This window comes from Roseisolibacter sp. H3M3-2 (genome assembly GCF_029211165.1).
GTDB lineage: Bacteria > Gemmatimonadota > Gemmatimonadetes > Gemmatimonadales > Gemmatimonadaceae > Roseisolibacter.
On record NZ_JARGEK010000071.1, the window covers coordinates 1 to 17,193 of the forward strand.

At 75.6% G+C, this 17,193-nt stretch carries 14 protein-coding genes; 8 read left to right on the forward strand and 6 right to left on the reverse strand.

Annotated elements, in window-relative coordinates; all coding sequences use genetic code 11:
• The coding region (locus PYV61_RS08325; protein ID WP_275830269.1) for a BamA/TamA family outer membrane protein at positions 1-1,248 on the forward strand (1,248 nt) is incomplete at its 5' end.
• Positions 1,249-1,574: 326 nt separating this feature from the next.
• Positions 1,575-3,608 (forward strand): erythromycin esterase family protein, encoded by a 2,034-nt coding sequence (locus PYV61_RS08330; RefSeq protein WP_275830271.1) that lies wholly within the window; start codon positions 1,575-1,577, stop codon positions 3,606-3,608.
• A 29-nt stretch (positions 3,609-3,637) separates the two neighbouring features.
• Here the strand turns inward: PYV61_RS08330 and PYV61_RS08335 are convergent, their stop codons facing one another.
• On the reverse strand, positions 3,638-4,099 hold the full coding sequence (locus tag PYV61_RS08335) for a PaaI family thioesterase (RefSeq protein ID WP_275830273.1): 462 nt from the start codon (positions 4,097-4,099) through the stop codon (positions 3,638-3,640).
• Between the two features lie 64 nt (positions 4,100-4,163).
• Between PYV61_RS08335 and PYV61_RS08340 the strand changes: the two genes are divergently transcribed.
• Both PYV61_RS08340 and PYV61_RS08345 read left to right on the forward strand, forming a co-directional pair.
• Positions 4,164-4,679, forward strand: coding sequence for a gamma carbonic anhydrase family protein (locus PYV61_RS08340; protein WP_275830275.1), 516 nt, complete (start codon positions 4,164-4,166; stop codon positions 4,677-4,679).
• Positions 4,680-5,201: 522 nt separating this feature from the next.
• Positions 5,202-7,739 carry a vitamin B12-dependent ribonucleotide reductase gene (locus PYV61_RS08345; protein WP_275830277.1) on the forward strand — a complete coding sequence of 846 codons (2,538 nt, stop codon included), beginning with the start codon at positions 5,202-5,204 and terminating at the stop codon, positions 7,737-7,739.
• Between the two features lie 107 nt (positions 7,740-7,846).
• On the opposite strand, the gene PYV61_RS08350 is transcribed toward PYV61_RS08345, so the two are convergent.
• From PYV61_RS08350 to PYV61_RS08370, 5 genes are all read right to left on the reverse strand, one after another.
• Positions 7,847-9,061, reverse strand: coding sequence for an alpha/beta fold hydrolase (locus PYV61_RS08350; protein WP_275830279.1), 1,215 nt, complete (start codon positions 9,059-9,061; stop codon positions 7,847-7,849).
• Positions 9,062-9,103: 42 nt separating this feature from the next.
• A complete protein-coding gene (locus PYV61_RS08355; RefSeq protein WP_275830281.1) occupies positions 9,104-9,847 on the reverse strand; it encodes a DUF4397 domain-containing protein in 744 nt (247 codons plus the stop codon).
• Positions 9,848-9,899: 52 nt separating this feature from the next.
• Entirely contained in the window at positions 9,900-11,201 is a 1,302-nt protein-coding gene (locus PYV61_RS08360; RefSeq protein WP_275830283.1) for an aldo/keto reductase, read from the reverse strand.
• A 171-nt stretch (positions 11,202-11,372) separates the two neighbouring features.
• Positions 11,373-12,149, reverse strand: a complete 777-nt coding sequence (locus PYV61_RS08365; protein WP_275830286.1) for a LytTR family DNA-binding domain-containing protein — start codon at positions 12,147-12,149, stop codon at positions 11,373-11,375.
• Positions 12,146-13,264, reverse strand: a complete 1,119-nt coding sequence (locus tag PYV61_RS08370; RefSeq protein ID WP_275830288.1) for a histidine kinase — start codon at positions 13,262-13,264, stop codon at positions 12,146-12,148. Before PYV61_RS08370 ends, PYV61_RS08365 begins: the two co-directional genes overlap by 4 nt.
• A 199-nt stretch (positions 13,265-13,463) precedes the next feature.
• Between PYV61_RS08370 and PYV61_RS08375 the strand changes: the two genes are divergently transcribed.
• The 4 genes from PYV61_RS08375 to PYV61_RS08390 form a co-directional block, all read left to right on the forward strand.
• On the forward strand, positions 13,464-15,017 hold the full coding sequence (locus tag PYV61_RS08375) for a M28 family peptidase (RefSeq protein ID WP_275830290.1): 1,554 nt from the start codon (positions 13,464-13,466) through the stop codon (positions 15,015-15,017).
• A 32-nt stretch (positions 15,018-15,049) separates the two neighbouring features.
• Positions 15,050-15,925, forward strand: coding sequence for a hypothetical protein (locus tag PYV61_RS08380; protein WP_275830292.1), 876 nt, complete (start codon positions 15,050-15,052; stop codon positions 15,923-15,925).
• A 60-nt stretch (positions 15,926-15,985) separates the two neighbouring features.
• On the forward strand, positions 15,986-16,522 hold the full coding sequence (locus PYV61_RS08385; RefSeq protein WP_275830294.1) for a hypothetical protein: 537 nt from the start codon (positions 15,986-15,988) through the stop codon (positions 16,520-16,522).
• A gap of 65 nt (positions 16,523-16,587) precedes the next feature.
• Positions 16,588-17,193, forward strand: a 606-nt coding sequence (locus tag PYV61_RS08390; protein ID WP_275830296.1) for a nuclear transport factor 2 family protein, incomplete at its 3' end; no start/stop codon positions are given.

Below are 17,193 nucleotides of genomic sequence, written 5' to 3' on the forward strand. Positions count from 1 at the left end.
GCCGCGGCCGACGCGCCCCCGCCGGTCGCGGCGGCGCCACGCCCGTACTCGCCCTGGCGCACGCTGGTCCCGCGCTACTGGACGCCGCTCGCCGCCGCCGCCGACGGCGGCGGGACGCTGCTCGGCGCCGGCACCAGCGCGCACGACGTCCTCGGGCGCCACGCCTACAGCGCGCGGCTGCTGGGGAACGTGCGGACCGGCGACGTCGAGGGGGACGCGGCGTACCGCCTGACGCGGTGGGCGCGCCCGTTCGTCGACGTCACCGCGTCGCAGGCGTGGCAGTACGACACCGTCGCGGTGCGCACGCCGGGCGGCGGCCCGGCGCAGGAGGTCGCGCTCGACCGCCGGTCGCGCGTGGTGGGCGCGGGGCTCGCGTTCGCGCGGCCGCGCTACCGGACCAGCGCCGCGCTCTCGGTGGGCGCGTCCTGGGAGACGCGCGACTACCGGTCGCCGCTCGCCGCGCTCGCCGGCCGCGCCGACTCGCTGCTCGGCGCGTCGTTCCCGACGCTGTCGCTCGCCGGGTCGTGGGGCAACACGCGACGCCCGCTGCGCAGCGTGTCGCCCGAGGACGGGGTGTCGCTGTCGTTCACCGCGCAGCACCGGTGGCAGGACGGCGCCGGCGCGGCCGACGGCGCGTCGCGCCGCGTAGTCGGCGTGGCGCGCGCGTACAAGTCGCTCGACCTGCCCGGCTTCGCGCACCACGTGCTCGCGCTGCGCGTGGCCGGGGGCGCGACCGACCGGCGCGCGTCGACCGAGTTCGGCGCCGGCGGCACCAGCGGGAGCAGCGCGCTGCTGCTGCCGGGCGTCACCGTCGGCGACCCGGCGCGGACGTTCGGCGTGCGCGGCTTCGCGGCGGGGGCGCAGCGCGGGATCCGCGCCGCGGCGGCGTCGGCCGAGTACCGCGCGCCGCTCCTGCTGCCGGCGCGCGGGCTCGACCTGCTGCCGGCGTTCCTCGACCGCGTGTCGCTGTCGGCGTTCGCCGACGCCGGGAGCGCGTGGTGCCCGCGCGACGTCGACCGCGCCGTCCAGACGCTCTGCCGGCGGACCGCGGACGGCGCGTCGAACCTCGCCGTCTCGCCCGACGCGCCGCGGTGGCTGGCCTCGGTGGGCGCGGAGCTGAACCTCGACGCGGCGCTGCAGTACGACCAGGGGTACCGGCTGCGCGTCGGGGTGGCGGCGCCGGTGCGCGAGCGGGCGCGGGCCGGGCGCGCGGCGAGCGTGTACGGGACGCTCGGGCTGTCGTTCTAGCGCGGCGCCGACGCGCGACGTACGTCCTCGCGCGGGGACGCGATCGTCCGGGTGCGAGGACGGCGGTGCCGGCCGGCGCTGGCCCAACCGCCGTCTAGGACGCAGGTTGGCGCGACGGGGCGGCCCGGCACCGGGGATGCGCGTGGCGCCCGCGTCACCGCCAACCGCACCCGGCGACGCGGCGCGGGCGACATCGCCGGCGCGCGAGTCGCTCCAGCCCCGCGTTCCACCTCCGCGCTCGCCCGGACCGCCGACGTCTCGCTGCGCGACGCCGCGCCGCACGTGGGGCTGCACGGGGGCGCGCGGTATCGCACCGGAAGCTCGCCATGACGACTCGCGCCGCTCGGCTCGGCCCCCCGCCCGGCACCCCGACCGGCGGCCCCCGGATACCCCGCCGTCTCCGCCGGGCGCTGACGACCGCGCTCCGCGCGACGGGGGCGCTGCTGCTCCTGCTGGCGGCGTGTCGGGACGCCGCGGCGCCCGACGAGCAGACGTCGCCGGGCGCGACGACACCGCGGGCGCGCGTCGGCGTCCCCGACGGCTGGGCCCTGTGGGGCGGCAGCACGACCGAGTACCAGGCGGGCCTCGACTCCGGCGGCGCGCGGTCGGGCGACTGGAGCGCGACCATCCGCAGCATGGACGCGTCGCCCGGCGCGGCGTTCCTCGCGCTGGCGCAGCAGCTCGACGCCGCGCCGTGGCTCGGCCGGCGGGTCAGGCTGCGCGGCTGGGTGCGGACGAACGCGATGGACGGCGGCGGCGCGCGGCTCTGGCTCCGCGTCGACGGCGCCGGGACGACGCTCGCGCTCGACAACATGCAGGGCCGCGGCGTGCTCGGCACCTCCGACTGGCGCCAGCTCGAGATCGTCGCCGACGTGCCGGAGCACGCCGTCTCGATCATCGCCGGCCCGATGGTCTCCGGCGCGGGGTGGGCGTGGTTCGACGACTTCACCATCGAGGCGGTGGGTGACGACGTGCCCACCACCGTCACCGCGCCGGCGCCGGCCCCCATCGATTCGGCGGCGCTGGCGGCGGCGCGCGCCTCGGCCGCTCGGCTCGCGCGCGCCTTCGCGTCTCCGGGCTTCGAACCGATCCCGCCGGTGGACCCGGCGGCGGTCGCCTGGCTCAAGTCGGCGGCCGCGCCGCTGGCCGGCAGCGCGCCGTCGCTCGCGCGTGGCGACCTGGCGGCGCTGGACGCGGCGGTGGGCGGGGCGCGGCTCGTGGGGCTGGGGGAGGGGACGCACGGCACGCGCGAGCACTTCCAGCTCAAGCACCGTTTCGTGGAGCACCTCGTGCGCGCCCGCGGCTTCACGGCGTTCGCGATCGAGGCGACCATGCCCGAGGCCGAGGCCGTCGACCGCTGGGTGCGCGGCGGCCCCGGCGACCCGGCGGTGCTGCTGTCGAATCTCTACTTCTGGACGTGGAACACGGAGGAGGTGCTCGCGCTGGTGCGCTGGATGCGCGAGTACAACGCGACCGTTCCGGCGGACCGGCAGGTCCGTTTCTTCGGCTTCGACATGCAGTCGCCGGGCGCGGCGATCGACAGCGTGGCGGCGTACGTGCGGCGCGTCGACCCGGCCCGCGCCGCCGCGGTGGACAGCGGCTACGCGTGCCTCGAGTCGTCGCGCAACCGGAACGAGCGCCCCGGGCCGGTCCGCTACGCGCTCGTCTCGGCGGGCGAGCGCGCCCAGTGCTCGGCGGCGGTGGCGCGCGTCCACGCGTCGCTCCTGGCGCGGCGCGACGCGTACGCCGCCGCCACGTCCCCGGAGGCGTTCGCGCTGGCGCTGCAGTACGCGCGGCTGGTGGTGCAGTGGGAGGACATGGCCGGCCGCGCCGACGTCGTCTCGTCGTCCCAGGCGCGCGACCGCTACATGGCCGAGAACACGGCGTGGCACCTCGGGCGCCTGCCGGCCGGCGCGCGCATGGCGCTGTGGGCGCACAACTACCACGTGTCGGCGGTCCCCGGCGCGCAGGGCGCCCACCTCCGCGCGCGCTTCGGCGCCGACTACGTCATCGTGGGGTTCAGCTTCGGCACCGGCCGATTGAGCGCGGTCCGCTTCACCAACGGCACCGCGATGGGGCTCTCGACGATGGAGACCGCGTACGTGGCGCCTGGCTCGTGGGAGGCGCACGCCCAGGCCACCGCGCTGCCGTACTTCCTGGTCGACATGCGCCGGGCGGCGAGCGCCCCAGACGCGCAGGCGCTCGCCGGCGCCGTCCCGATGCGCTCGATCGGCTCCGGGTTCGACCCGGGGCGGCCGGAGCTCTACTTCACCCGGGCGTCTCCGGCGGTCGACTACGACGTGCTGGTCCACGTCGCGCAGGCGACGGCGTCGCGGCTGCTCCCGTTCCGTTACCGCTGACGCCCCGCGCGAACGTCCGACGCCGCTGGTCAGTCCCGCAGCGCCGGCCGCTCGCGCACCGCCATGATCGTCGCCTGCATCATCGCGACCGGGACCGGTTCCGCGCCCTCCTCGTCGGGGAGTGCGAGCAGCTCGCCGGCGCACACCGTGATCGTCCGCCCCGCGCGCACGACGCGCCCCACCGCGCGGAAGCGGGCACCGGCGCCGGGGGCGAGCAGGTTCACCTTGAACTCGATCGTGAGCACGGCGGCGTCCGCCGGCATGAGGGTGAGCGCCGCGTAGCCGCAGGCGCTGTCGACCACCGCCGCGCCGGCGCCCGCGTGCAGGAAGCCGTGCTGCTGCGCCAGCGCGTCCTCGAACGGGAGGTCGATCGCGACGCGCCCGGGCGCGACCTCGGCGAGCGTGGCGCCGAGCGTCGCCATGAAGCGCTGGCGCGCGAAGCTGTCGCGGACGCGCGTGGCGGCGTCGGGGAGGGCGGGGTGGGGATCCACGGCGCGATCGCTCTGAGGGAGGGGCGGCCCTGGCGCGGGCGGGGGGCATCGGTAGAGTAGCGGCATGTCTCCCGCCGACCACCCCGCGCCGGGGCGCGCCCCCTTCGTCCACCCGCTCGCGTTCGTGTGCGGCGACGTCACGCTCGGCGAGGGCGCGAGCGTGTGGCCGTTCGCGGTGATCCGCGGCGACAATGAGCGCATCGTCGTCGGCGACGAGAGCAACGTGCAGGATGGCGCCGTGCTGCACGCCGACCCCGGGCTCCCGTGCGTGCTCGGCGCGCGCGTCACCGTCGGGCATCGCGCGGTGGTGCACGGCGCGGTGGTCGCGGACGACGTGCTGGTGGGGATGGGCGCCCTCGTGCTGAACGGCGCCACGCTCGGCGCGGGGTCGATCGTCGGCGCGGGCGCCGTGGTGCGGGAGGGGATGGCCGTGCCCCCCGGGTCGCTGGTGGTCGGGGTGCCGGGGCGGGTGGTGCGCGCGACGACCGAGGAGGAGCGGGGGCGCATCGCGCGGACCGCCGAGGCCTACGTCCGCCTCCAGAGCCGGCACCGCGCCGGGGAGTTCACGCGGCTCGGCTGACGGGGCCAGAGCCCGTCGGCATCGTCGCATCGTGGGTCGAAAGCGGCACAGTCGCGACCACCCCTGCCGGCGTTCGTTCGGGCGCGGAACACCGGCGCCACGCGTTTGCCCTGGCACCCGAAGTGCTAGACGTGAGAGCGAGCAAGTCGTGCGTCGCCCATGCGGAACGGGTGCCCTTGTCCGACGTCGGACAGGTGGGCATCCGGGTGCAAAACATCTGACGTTGCGGGTCGCCGTATGCGTTGTCCCCGTTGCACTTGCGCGCCGTTCGCACACGTCCGTTTGGGGCGTGCGTCACAGGCGTGCGCACGTGCCGATCGCCGGGGGAACCCGGGGGGCCGTCGGGGTCATTGTGCGTCCGAGCAAGCGCCAGTAGGTTGCCCCTCCCCTCCGGATTTCCGCCCGCCGATCGCCGTCCGCCGCCGCCGTCGACCCAGTCCGGTGGCGTGAGTTCCTGAGTCCGAACCGCTCCCGCCCGAGCCCCCGCCTCGGGCCCGTCGTCGCCGCCGAAGGAGACCCTTCATGCCCCTGTCGCCCACGCCCCCGTCGATCCCGGCCGAGCTGTCCCAGAACGCGCGCACCGTTCTGGAGAAGCGCTATCTGGTCAAGGACGCGGCGGGCAAGCCCACCGAGCGCCCCGAAGACATGTTCTGGCGCGTCGCCACGGTGGTCGCCGAGGCCGACCGCCGCTACGGCGCCTCGGACGCGCAGGTGCAGGCGCTGGCGGAGGAGTTCTACGCGCTGATGACGCAGCGCCGCTTCGAGCCGAACTCGCCGACGCTGATGAACGCCGGCCGCCCGCTCGGCCAGCTCTCCGCGTGCTTCGTGCTGCCGGTCGAGGACGCGCTGTCGAACGGCCAGAACGGCATCTACGACACGCTCCGCTCGATGGCGCTCATCCACCAGTCGGGGGGCGGCACGGGCTTCAGCTTCAGCCGCCTGCGCGGCAAGGGGTCGATGGTGCGCTCGACCACGGGGGTGGCGAGCGGGCCCGTGTCATTCATGCAGCTCTACGACTCGTCGACCGACGCGGTGAAGCAGGGGGGGACGCGGCGCGGGGCGAACATGGGGATCCTGCGCGTCGACCACCCCGACGTGCTCGACTTCATCGCCTGCAAGGAAGACCTGACCAAGATCACGAACTTCAACATCTCGGTCGGCGTCACCGAGAAGTTCATGCAGGCGCTCAAGGCCGGCGGGAGCTACGACCTGGTCGACCCGACGACGGGGCAGGTGACGGGGCAGCTCGACGCGCGGACCGTGTGGGACAAGATGGTGCTCGGCGCGTGGCGCACCGGCGAGCCGGGGGTGTTCTTCATCGACGAGGCGAACCGGTACAACCCGGTCCCGCACCTCGGCGCGTACGAGGCCACCAACCCGTGCGGCGAGCAGCCGCTGCTCCCGTACGACGTCTGCAACCTCGGCTCGGTCAACGTCGGCTACTACGTCCGCGACGGGAAGCTCGACTGGGAGGCGATGGGGCGCGACATCCGCACCTCGACGCACTTCCTCGACAACATCATCGACGTCAACAAGTACCCGCTGCCGGAGATCGACGCGCTCTCCAAGCGCATCCGGCGCATCGGGCTCGGCGTCATGGGCTTCGCCGACGCGCTGATCAAGCTCGGCGTCCCGTACGACACCGCCGAGGGCGTGGAGATGGGGCGGCGCGTGATGGAGTTCCTCGACGTCGAGGGGAAGAAGGAGAGCGAGCGCCTCGCCAAGGAGCGCGGCCCGTTCCCCGAGTGGGCGCGCTCGATCTGGGGCCCGGACGAGACGTGCGCCCGCGACGCCGACGGGAAGCGCATCCGCCCGATGCAGATGCTCCGCAACTGCAACGTGACGACGGTCGCCCCGACGGGGACGATCTCGATCATCGCCGGCTGCTCGTCGGGGCTGGAGCCGCTGTTCGCGGTCGCCTTCATGCGCAACCAGGCGGGCGTCATGATGCCCGACGTCAACGAGGACTTCGTCGCCATCGCCAAGCGCGAGGGGTGGTTCTCGGACGAGCTGATGGAGCGCATCGCCAAGACGGGCACGGTGGTGCACGCCGAGGTGCCGGAGCGGTGGCAGCGCGTCTTCGTGACGGCCAACCTGATCGCCCCGGAGTGGCACGTCCGCATGCAGGCGGCCTTCCAGGAGCACTGCGACTCGGCGATCTCCAAGACGACGAACTTCTCGCACGCGGCGACGATCGACGACGTGCGCGCGATCTACGAGCTCGCCTACGAGCTGCGCTGCAAGGGCGTCACGGTCTACCGCGACGGCTCGCGCGACGGGCAGGTGCTGTCGACGGGCGCCACCGAGCAGGCGAAGAAGGAGCGCGAGAAGGCGGCGGCGGGCGGCGGCGCCGAGCCGGCGGCCGACAAGACGGAGGCGGTCGCGCTGCGCCGCCAGGTCGGCGAGCTGCAGGGGACCATCGCCGAGCTCGAGGCCGAGATGGAGCGCACCAAGAAGTCGCTCTACGAGGCCGAGGCGGAGAACCTGCAGCGCCGCGCCAAGCGCGCGCGCCCCGACAAGCTCCGCTCGACGTCGATGCGCAAGGAGACGCCGCTCGGCACGATGTTCGTCCACATCTCCGAGGACGACCGCAACCAGCCGTTCGACGTCTTCCTCAACCTCGGCAAGGCCGGCGGGAGCGCGATGGCGGACGCCGAGGCGCTCGGCCGCCTGGTGTCGCTCGCGCTGCGGTCGGGGATCCCGCTGCAGGAGATCATCCGCCAGCTCCGCGGCATCTCGTCCGACCGCGCGGTGGGCCTCGGCCCGAACAAGGTGCTGTCGATGCCCGACGCCGTCGGCATCGCGCTCGAGGAGTGGTGGCGCGACAAGCAGGGGGTGCAGCAGGACCTCCTCGGCGGCACGTCCGCCGCGCCCGCGGTCCCGGCGCGCGAGCAGGTGGTGGCCCCGGTCGCCAGCGTGCAGGCGCAGGCGCAGCCGGCGTTCGAGAGCTTCCACGGCGGCGAGGTGTTCATGGGGACGTGCCCCGACTGCGGCAGCCAGCTCGAGTTCGCCGAGGGGTGCGTGAAGTGCCACGTGTGCGGCTTCAGCGAGTGCGGCTGAGCCGGGCCTCCGGCGACGACGCACGCTGAGAACGACGCGAGGGCGGGGGAAGCTTCCCCCGCCCTCGCGTCGTTCCGGCCGTTCCTCGCCCTCGCGGGCGCGCCGGGCTACGGCGGCCCGGCCGGCAGGTCGAGGCCGATCTTCTCGTGCATCCAGCGGTGGAAGTCGGCCAGCGCCTGCTGGCCGAGGACGTGCCCCGTGGCGTACCAGCGCACGTCCTTCGGGTCCGGGGCGGCCGCGTGCAGCTCCGCGGCGTCGGGGCGGGGGATGAACTCGTCCTGCATCCCGTTCTGCAGCAGCAGCGGGGCGTTCGCGTTGCCGACGTAGCGGATCGGCTCCACGGGCGCCATCGCGCGGATCCAGGCCACCCGCTGGGCGCACGACAGGCCGGCGATGTGCTTGAAGCCGTCCGGGCCGGTGGCGTGCGAGACCTGGCCGCCGTGGCCGACCACCAGCGCCGCCGTCCGGAGCCGCCGCTCGATCCCGACGAACAGCGCGCCGGTCGCGCCGCCCCAGCTGAACCCCACGAAGGCGACGCGCGCGGGATCGACGTCGGTGCGCGCGCGCAGCACGTCCACGGCGCGCTGCAGGTCCTTCACCACCTGGATCTGCTCGAAGCGGTCCTGCGGGGTGAAGGTCAGCGCCGGCCCCGCGCGGCGCGAGAACGGCGCGTCGATCGCCAGCACCACCGCGCCGGCCTGCGCGAGACCCTGCCCGCGCTCGGACAGCAGGCGCGCCGTGCCGGGGAGGCCGTGCAGCAGCACGATCGCGGGGCGCGGGCCCGGACGCGCGACGGGCGCCCACACCATGCCCGTCACGGAGCCGCCGTCGGGGCTGTCGAACGACACGCGGCTGGTCTCGACACCGCCGCTCGTGGACTCGACCGTCTGCTGCAGGCGCAGCGGCGCGTCGGCGTCGTAGGCGAAGAGCTTCCGGTCCTCCGCCGTCGCCGGCCCGCCGAAGTGGGGGCGCGCGCCCGAGCAGGAGTCGGCGTGCACGCGCACCCGGACGGAGTCGCGCACCTCCGGCCGCTCCGCGAGCGTGGCGACGACGTACGTCGCGCCGACTGCCACGGCGCTGATGGCGCCGTTCGCGCTCACGGTCGCCACCTTGGGATCGCGGGAGACGTACTGCAGCGGGACGTACTGCACGGCGCCGCCGGCGTTCGTCACCGTGGCGACGAGCGGCGACGATTCGGCCACGCCCACCACCAGACTGTCGGGCGAGAGCGTCAGTCGCGGCGCCTCGCCCTGCCCGACCGGGTCCCCGCCGCACGCGAGACACGCGCCCGCCGCGAGCGTGAGTGCAGCGATCCTCTGCATGGATTCCATCCTACCTCCCCGGACGCCGTCCCACACGCCCCGCTAGCAGCCCGGGACGTTGACCAGCTGGAAGCCGGCCGACGCCGACGCCGACTGCACGATCGCGAGCGTGTTGACCGTGCCGGGCTGCAGGGTGGCCGCGCCACTCGGGATCACGACGCTGTGCCCCTGCACCTGGACGACCGAGAAGGTGTTGGCGCCGCCGGCGACGGGCTTGAACTCCGTCGGCGTGCCGACCGCGATGTTGACCGCGACCGGCGACTGGCCGGCCCCGAACGCGCCCATGTAGGCGACGAAGGTGTTCGCCGTCGTGCCCGTGCCCGGCGCGAGGTTCACGAACCGGACCGCCGCCTGGTTGGTGGGAAGCGTCCCCGTGTAGCCGTCGTCGAGCAGGTAGAGCGTCGGACTCGTCGCGGCGCCCGTGGCCACCACGGTGTACCGGCCGCCCGCGGCGAGCGTCTGGCCGTCGAGCGTCGCGAGCGCGCTGCCGCCGAGCCCCGTGCCGCCCGCGTTCGCCGCACCGAAGCCGAACGACGTCGGGCCGGCGGCGACCGTCGCGCACGACGGCGTGGCCTGGCCGGACGCCAGCGCGGAGCCGCTCGCGAACTGTCCGTTCGCCGTGAACCCGCCGCTCCCCGTCATCCCCGTCGTGGCGTTGAAGAAGCGCACGCGGGCCGTCGGCCCCGACGGCGTCGGGTCCACGGGGGTGGAGCCGTCACCCCCGCCGCAGGCGGAGGCGAGCAGCACGGCCGACACGATCGGCGCGATGAGACGAGCCTTGCGCATTCGATGCTCCAGGGATGCTGAGTGATGAACGCCGTGCGCCGGACGGGGCGCCCTACTTCCGCTCGAGCTGGAGGCGCTGCGGGCCCTGCGGCCCCTGCTGCTCCAGCGTCGCCCCCGTGACCTTCCCCTGCGCGTCGAGCCGGAACTCGAAGGTCGGCCCGCGCGGGTCCTGGAAGCGCGTCTCCGACCGCGCGTTGAGCGGGAGCTCCGGACTGCTCCCCGGCTTCACGAGCAGCCGCGCGCCGTCGTGCCGGAACGCGATCACGGTCCCCGACGGCAGCGCGTACTCGCCGACGTAGCGGTCGAGGACCGCCGCCGGGAGCGCGATCCCCGGCGCCTGGGCCGGCGACATGGGCGGCGGCGCGATGGGGGGCAGCCCGTCGACGAACGCCGCCATGCGCCGGCGCGTCGCCTCGTCCGGCAGCCGCCCGACGCCGCCGCGCAGGTTGTCCGCCATGTGCGTCGGCTTCGTGGTGCCCACGCGCGCGACGGTGACGGCCGGGTGGCCGAGCACGTACTTGAGGAAGAACTGCGCCCACGTCGTCGCGTCGAACTCCGCGGCCCACTCGGGGACCGGCCGCTCGCCGACGCGCGCGAACAGGTTGCGGCCGCTCCCGCAGCTGACGCCCCCGTTGTTGCCGAACGGGAAGAACGCCATCACGGCGATCTTCCGCTCCGCGGCGAGCGGCAGGATCGTGTCCTCGACCCGCGCGCGGTTGCCGACGTCGTAGTCGACGCCGACGAAGTCGAGCGGCTCGTTGCGCATCGCCGCCTCGAGCTCGGGATACAGGTTGTCGCTGATCACCTGCGCGCCGACGTACCGCACGCGCCCCGCCTGCTTCTCCTCCTGCAGGGCGCCCAGGTGCGTCGGGTCGGCGGCGGGGTTCACCATGACCAGGTCGAGGCGGGACACCTTCAGTCGTGCCAGCGTCGCCGCGACGTGCGCCTTCGCGGCGGCGGCGCCCGGGGGCGGCGGGCCGCCCGGACCGCCCGGGGGCGCGCCGCGCGTCGACCAGAAGAGCTTCCGCTCGATCCCGAGCCCGGTCGCGGCCGCGGCGTGGAACTCCTCCGCGCGCGCGTTGCCGTGCATCGCGTCGAACACCCGGCCGCCGCCGTCGGCGAACGCCCGGAGCACGTCCCGGAGCGCGGCGGGATCGGCGCACGACACGTGGTTCGAGAACGAGAGCCCGACGGCCGGGATCATCTCCCCGGTCGACGGGATGGCGCGCTGGAGCAGGGCGCCCGGCTGCCGCAGCGCCTCGACGCCCTGCAGGGCGCGGAGCATCGCCGGCGTGAGCGCCAGCGAGGCGCCGGCGCCGAGGGTGAGACCGAGGAATGCGCGACGATCGACCATGGCCGGGTGCGGGTTCACGATGCGGTCGCCACTATGGGACGCCGCTCCGTCGCACGCCAAGCGGGCGGGTACGAAGTCGATGGCCGGTGGTACGAGCGTCGGGACCGTGGGTACGGCCGCTGCGGGCCGCGTCGCGCGCGGGTACGCCGGGCGTCGCCGCCCGGGCCGACGTCAGGGCTCCCTGCCCATCACGCGGTGCAGGTTCGGGCGGTAGCTGCGGCTCGAGGTCAGCTTCGTCCCGTCGTGCAGCACGACCAGGTACTCGCCGTTGAACAGCGACTCCACCGCCTGGATGCGGTCGATCTGCACGATGGTGGAGCGGTGGATGCGGCAGAACTTCGCCGGGTCCAGCGCCGCCTCGAGGCGGCCCAGGTTCTCCCGCAGCAGGCTCGCCCGGCCGCGCACGTGCAGGCGGACGTAGTTGCGCTCCGCCTCGATCCAGTCGATCTCGTCGGTCCGGACGAAGACGCTGCGGTGGCCCGCCGGGACCACGAGCCGCTGCAGGTAGCCGCCTCCCGCACTCCCCCCGCGCACCTCGGCCAGCAGCGCCCGGAGGCGGGCGTCGAGGTCGCCGCCGTTGCGCTCGCGCACCCGCCCGCGCACGCGCTGCAGCGCGGCCTCGAACCGCTCGTCGGTGAACGGCTTCAGCAGGTAGTCGAGCGCGTGCGCCTCGAACGCGCGCAGCGCGAACTGGTCGTAGGCGGTCACGAAGACCACCGCGGGCACCCGACCGACGCCGACCGCCTGCAGCACGTCGAAGCCGTCCAGCTCCGGCATCTGGATGTCCAGGAAGAGCAGGTCCGGCGGCGACTCGTCGATCGCGCGGATCGCCGACGCCCCGTTCGCGCACTCGGCGACGACCTCGACGTCCGCCGCGCCGGCGAGCAGGTCGCCGATGCGGCGGCGCGCCAGCGGCTCGTCGTCCACGATCACCGCGCGGATCGTCATTCGACGGCGCGCCCCGACGCGCCCCCGGCCGGGCGTCCGCGGTGGAACGGGAGGGAGATGCGCGCGACCGTGCCCCCGTCCGGATGGTTCTCGAGCGCGAAGCGGTGCTGGCCGTCGTAGAGCTGCTCGAGCCGCGACCGGACGTTCGTCAGCCCCACGCCCCTCCGCGTCGCGGCGGCGCGGCCGTCCACGCCGGGCCCGTCGTCCCGCACCTCCAGCTCCACGCGACGCCCGTCCGCCCCGATCGTGGCGGAGATCGCGACCGTCCCCGGCGCGACGCGCGGCGCGATGCCGTGGCGGATCGCGTTCTCGACCAGCGGCTGCAGGAGCATGTGGGGGACGCGCGCGTCGAGCGTCTCGGGGGCGATCGCCGTCACGACGGTCAGGCGCTCCTCCAGGCGGGCCTGCTCGATCTCCAGGTACGGCTGGAGCGACGCGAGCTCCTCGCGCAGCGTCACCTCGTGGGTCTCCTCGTGCTCGAGGGAGATGCGCAGGAGGTCGCCGAGGTGGGCGACCATGCGCCGCGCCGGCCTCGCCTCGGGGGGGATGAGCGCCGAGATCGCGTTGAGCGTGTTGAACAGGAAGTGCGGCTGCAGCTGCGTCTTCAGCGCCAGCAGCCGCGCCTCGGTCAGCCCCGCCGCCAGGCGCTCGGCGGCCCGCTCGCGCTCGCGGTACCGGTCGTGGTAGAACACGGCGTAGGCGATGCCGAGCAGGAGGGCGTAGTAGATCAGGTCCTGGCTCACCGACCCCCAGAACACCACGGGGAAGGGGCGGGTCCGGAAGCCGAGGACGAGCCGCGTGAGCTCGATCTTGCACACGGCGCGCGCCATCCCGAGGAGCACGGCCGCGAGGAGGTGCACCGGGACGCCGACGAGCAGCCGTCCGCGCGCGAGCGGCACGCGCCGGGCCAGCCAGAAGATCGCGACCGTCGACAGCGCCCAGAGGTACGCGTCGATGAGGGCGGCGCGCAGGGAATCCGACCACCGGTCGGGCCGCCCGACCAGCTCCGACTGCATGTGGAACTGGCTCGCCAGGGTCAGCCCGAAGACCGTCCAGGCGGCGAAGATGACCGCCGCCTCCAGCCAGCCCTGGCGCTTCCGCTGCTCCTCGGCCATTCGGCGGGCTCCTTCCGGGAGGACGACGCACTCGCACGCCGCACACGCGCACGCGAACGCCGCAAGCTATGGCGCGCGTCAATCCGCCCGCCACGCGCGCGCCGGCGCGGCCCCGCGGTCGCTTGCCGACGCGCCGCCCGCGGCGCATATAGCCCACGCGGCGCGCACCGGGCGCGCCCGACCGCCAGCGACTCCCATCGTGCGCCTCCCCGCCACAACGGCCCGTCTCGCCGCCGGCGTGCTCGCCGCCGTCGCCTCCGCTCCCCTCGGCGCGCAGACGGCCCCGAGCGCGTCCCGCGGCCCCGAGGTCCCCGCCGCGCTCTCCGCCGTGCGCGAGGCCGACCTGCGGCGCGACGTGACCGAGATGGCGTCGCCCGCGATGCGCGGCCGCGAGGGCGGGACGGTCGACGAGATGCGCGCGTCGATGTGGCTCGCCGAGCAGTACCGGCGCATCGGGCTGCAGCCGATGGGGGAGGGCGGCACCTGGTTTCAGTGGGTCGACATGATCCGCACCCGCGTCTCGACCGCCGGCAGCCGCGCGAGCGTCGGCGGGCAGGCGATGACGCTGTTCCGCGACCTCGTGCCGCTGAACGTCGTGCCGGCCGAGGCGGCGGGCGCGGTACTGTGGGTCGCCGATGCGGCGGACAGCACGGTCGAGGTGCGCGGGCGCGTCGTCGCGACGCCGCTGCTCGCGCCGCCGCCGGCCGCGATCCGCGCCAACAGCTACACCTTCGCCTCGCGCTACGCCGACGCCGCCGTCAACGCGACGCTCGCGCGCTTCCAGCGTCGGGGCGCGGCGGCCGTGCTCCTCGTCGCCAGCCCCGCCGTCGACAGCGCGTTCGAGGTGGTGGCGTCGGCGCGGTCGCGCGGGAGCTACGACGTGGACGACGCGGTCCCGCGCGCCGCCGACGGCCCGCGGCGCGTCGGGCCGCCGCCCGCGCTCGGCGCTGGCGCGACGCCGGCCTACCTCGTCCGCGCGTCGATGCGCGACGCCCTGGCGCAGCAGCCGCAGGCGGAGCTGTCGGTGCGGGTCGAGCGGTTCACGACGCCGACGGTGAACGTGATCGGCGGCGTCCGTGGCACCGACCCGGCGCTCCGCGACGAGTACGTCGTGTTCAGCTCGCACCAGGACGCCAACGGCGTGCGCGTCACCCTGGAGGGCGACTCGGTGCACGCGGGCGCCGACGACAACGCGACGGTCACCGCCGCCGGGCTGGCGGCGGCGCGCGCCTTCGTGCGGCAGCCGGGGCGTCGCTCGGTGCTGTTCATCAACCACGGCGCCGAGGAGCGCGGCCTGATCGGATCGCGCTGGCACGCCGCGCACCCGGTGGTGCCGCTGGAGCGGATCGTCGCGGTGCTGAACGGCGACATGATCGGCCGCAACCACCCCGACTCCGCGTCGCTGCTCGGCGCGCAGCCGCCGCACCGCAACTCGAGCGACCTCGTGGCGATGGCGCTGCGCGCCAACGCGCTCACCGGCCGCTTCACGCTCGACTCGCTCTGGGACCGGCCGACGCACCCGGAGGGGTGGTACTTCCGCAGCGACCACCTGCCGTACGCGCGGCTGAACGTCCCGGCGCTGATGTACACGACCAACCTGCACGACGACTACCACACGCCGCGCGACGACGCGGGGCGCATCGACTACCCGAAGCTCACGCGCATGGCGCGGTGGATGTACCTCACCGGCTGGTTCGTCGCGACCGCGCCGCGGCGGCCCGCGCTCGACCCCGGCTTCCGGCTCGAACGCTGACGGCCGCGCCGCGCGCGCGAACCACGCCCGCCATGCAGGCGCTCTGGATCGGCAACGCCGTGCTGCTCGCCGTCGCGCTGGGCGTCGCGCTGTTCGCGACGGGCCAGGACGCGGCGGGGCGGGGCGCGGTCTGGTTCGTCCCCGTCGCGCTGGCCCTCGCCCTGGCCGCGAGCTGGGGCGCCGCGCGCGCCGGCCTGCGCCCGCTGGCGCTCGGCCTCGGCGCCCTCGGCCCGCTCGTCGCGACGGCGCTGGTGGCCACGGGCGGACGATCGATGCTCGCCGGCCGCGCCGAAGGGAGCGGCGCCGCGTACTGGGACGACCCCGCGTCGCGCGCCGTGGCGCGGGCGATCGCCGACGGCGACACCGCGGCGCTGCGCGCCGCCGCGCGCGGCGCGGATCTGGAAGCCGAGGGGCGCGAGCGGATGACCCTGCTCGCGTTCGCGGTGCTGCGGCGGCCGGAGATGACGGCGCCCCTGCTCGCGCTCGGCGCGCGCCCGGACCACACGCCCGAGGGGCGGCTGTCGGCGCTCGCGCTCGCGCTGGACTCCGCCGGGCCGGCGTTCGACGCGCTGATGGCCGGCGGCGCCGACCCGAACGGCGAGGGGGACCACGAGGCGCCGATCCTCTTCGGCGCGATCCGCGCGGGCGACCGCGCGCGGTACGACGCGCTGCTCGCGCGCGGCGCCGACGTCGGCCGCGTCGACGCCGGCGGCCGCACCGCGCTGTTCGCCGCCGTCGAGTCGCGCGACTGGGCGGTCGCGCGCGAGCTGCTGGCGCGCGGCGTCGACCCGGCCCGCCCCGCGGCCGACGGCGGCACGGTCGCCGCGCTGCTCGCGCGGGTGCGCGGCCCGGCCGACGAGGCCGACCCCGACTTCCGGGCGGTCGTCGCGCGTATCGCGCCGCGGTAGGGCGGGGCGGAGGGCCGTCCCGCGAACCGGCGACGCGCACCCCGGACGGTCGAGATGCCCGTGCACGAGATCCGAGTGAACCGCGCCCCCGTGCTGACGCTGTGGGGCGCCGTGGTCGCCGAGCGCCTGGGGCACGGGCGCGCGGCCGCGCTCACGCTCGGGGGCGCGGTCGCCGGGCTGAACGCGCAGTCGAAGGGGCGCCGGCTCGGCATCGTCGAGCCGCGCGCGGAGCGGCCGGCGGCGCGGAAGAAGCCCGCGGCCGCCCGCGGGGCCCGTCGGCGGGAGCGGCTCGTGCCGCTGCTCGGGCGCACCGTGCCGGCGGTCGACACGCCGCGCGGCCTGCGGGCCGTCGAGAAGGGGCGCCCCACCACGCCCACGGGGGTCGAGCGCTACCTGCGCGGGAAGTTCGGCGAGGCGCTCCCCGAGGTGCGCGCGGCGATGGAGGCGCTCGCGGCGGCGTACGAGCCCGACGCGCTGGAGGCGAAGGCGTTCGCGCTCTACGAGCGGTTCCGCCCGGCCATCCCCGCGGGGACGCGCGGCTGGGGCGCGAAGGGGGTGCTCGACCTCGACCTCGTGCGCGCGCTCGCGGAACGCTGAGGGTTTGACGGCGCGCGAACGGCCCGACGCTCGCGCATCGCGGAAGGCTTCTACAATGTAGAAATATGCGTCCTGCCGCCCTCCTGATACCCATCCTCTCCGCGTGCGCGAGCGCGCCGCGCGCCGCGACCCGCGATGCCGTCGCCGCCATCGCCGCCACCTCCGCCGAGTTCTCGCGGCGCTACGAGCGCGGCGACGCCGACGGGATGGTCGCGCTCTACACCCCCGACGGCGTCGCGCTGGCGCCCGGGCGCGCGGCGATCCGCGGCGCCGCGCCGCTGCGCGAGTACTGGGGCGCGCAGGCGCGCACGAAGGTGCTCTCGCACGTCGCCACCCCCGACAGCGTCGTCGTCGCGGGATCGACGGCGTACGACTGGGGCGTGTACCGCGCGCGCTTCCTGGACGGCGCGGGCGCGGAGCGCGAGACGGTCGGCAAGTACGCCATCGTGTGGCGCGAGACCGCGCCCGGGACGTGGCGCATGCACGTCGACATGTGGAACCAGGGCGCGCCGGCGCCCGCCGGCGCCGACACCGTCCCGCCGCGCCGCGAGATCGTGCCGCTCGTGGACGCGCACCAGCACCTGCTGAGCGCCGAGTCGCAGGCGCTGTTCGCGGGGCCGCCGGCGCCGCCGCCGGTCGCGGCGCTGGCCGACGTCGGCGTCTTGCTGCGC

Bases quoted from the DNA above. Each gene is read 5' to 3' on its own strand.
- PYV61_RS08370 (WP_275830288.1), bottom strand. From the start codon at position 13,264: ATGGCCGAGGAGCAGCGGAAGCGCCAGGGCTGGCTGGAGGCGGCGGTC.
- PYV61_RS08355 (WP_275830281.1), bottom strand. From the start codon at position 9,847: ATGCGCAAGGCTCGTCTCATCGCGCCGATCGTGTCGGCCGTGCTGCTC.
- PYV61_RS08380 (WP_275830292.1), top strand. From the start codon at position 15,050: ATGCAGGCGCTCTGGATCGGCAACGCCGTGCTGCTCGCCGTCGCGCTG.
- PYV61_RS08360 (WP_275830283.1), bottom strand. From the start codon at position 11,201: ATGGTCGATCGTCGCGCATTCCTCGGTCTCACCCTCGGCGCCGGCGCC.
- PYV61_RS08350 (WP_275830279.1), bottom strand. From the start codon at position 9,061: ATGCAGAGGATCGCTGCACTCACGCTCGCGGCGGGCGCGTGTCTCGCG.
- PYV61_RS08330 (WP_275830271.1), top strand. From the start codon at position 1,575: ATGACGACTCGCGCCGCTCGGCTCGGCCCCCCGCCCGGCACCCCGACC.
- PYV61_RS08365 (WP_275830286.1), bottom strand. From the start codon at position 12,149: ATGACGATCCGCGCGGTGATCGTGGACGACGAGCCGCTGGCGCGCCGC.
- PYV61_RS08340 (WP_275830275.1), top strand. From the start codon at position 4,164: ATGTCTCCCGCCGACCACCCCGCGCCGGGGCGCGCCCCCTTCGTCCAC.
- PYV61_RS08345 (WP_275830277.1), top strand. From the start codon at position 5,202: ATGCCCCTGTCGCCCACGCCCCCGTCGATCCCGGCCGAGCTGTCCCAG.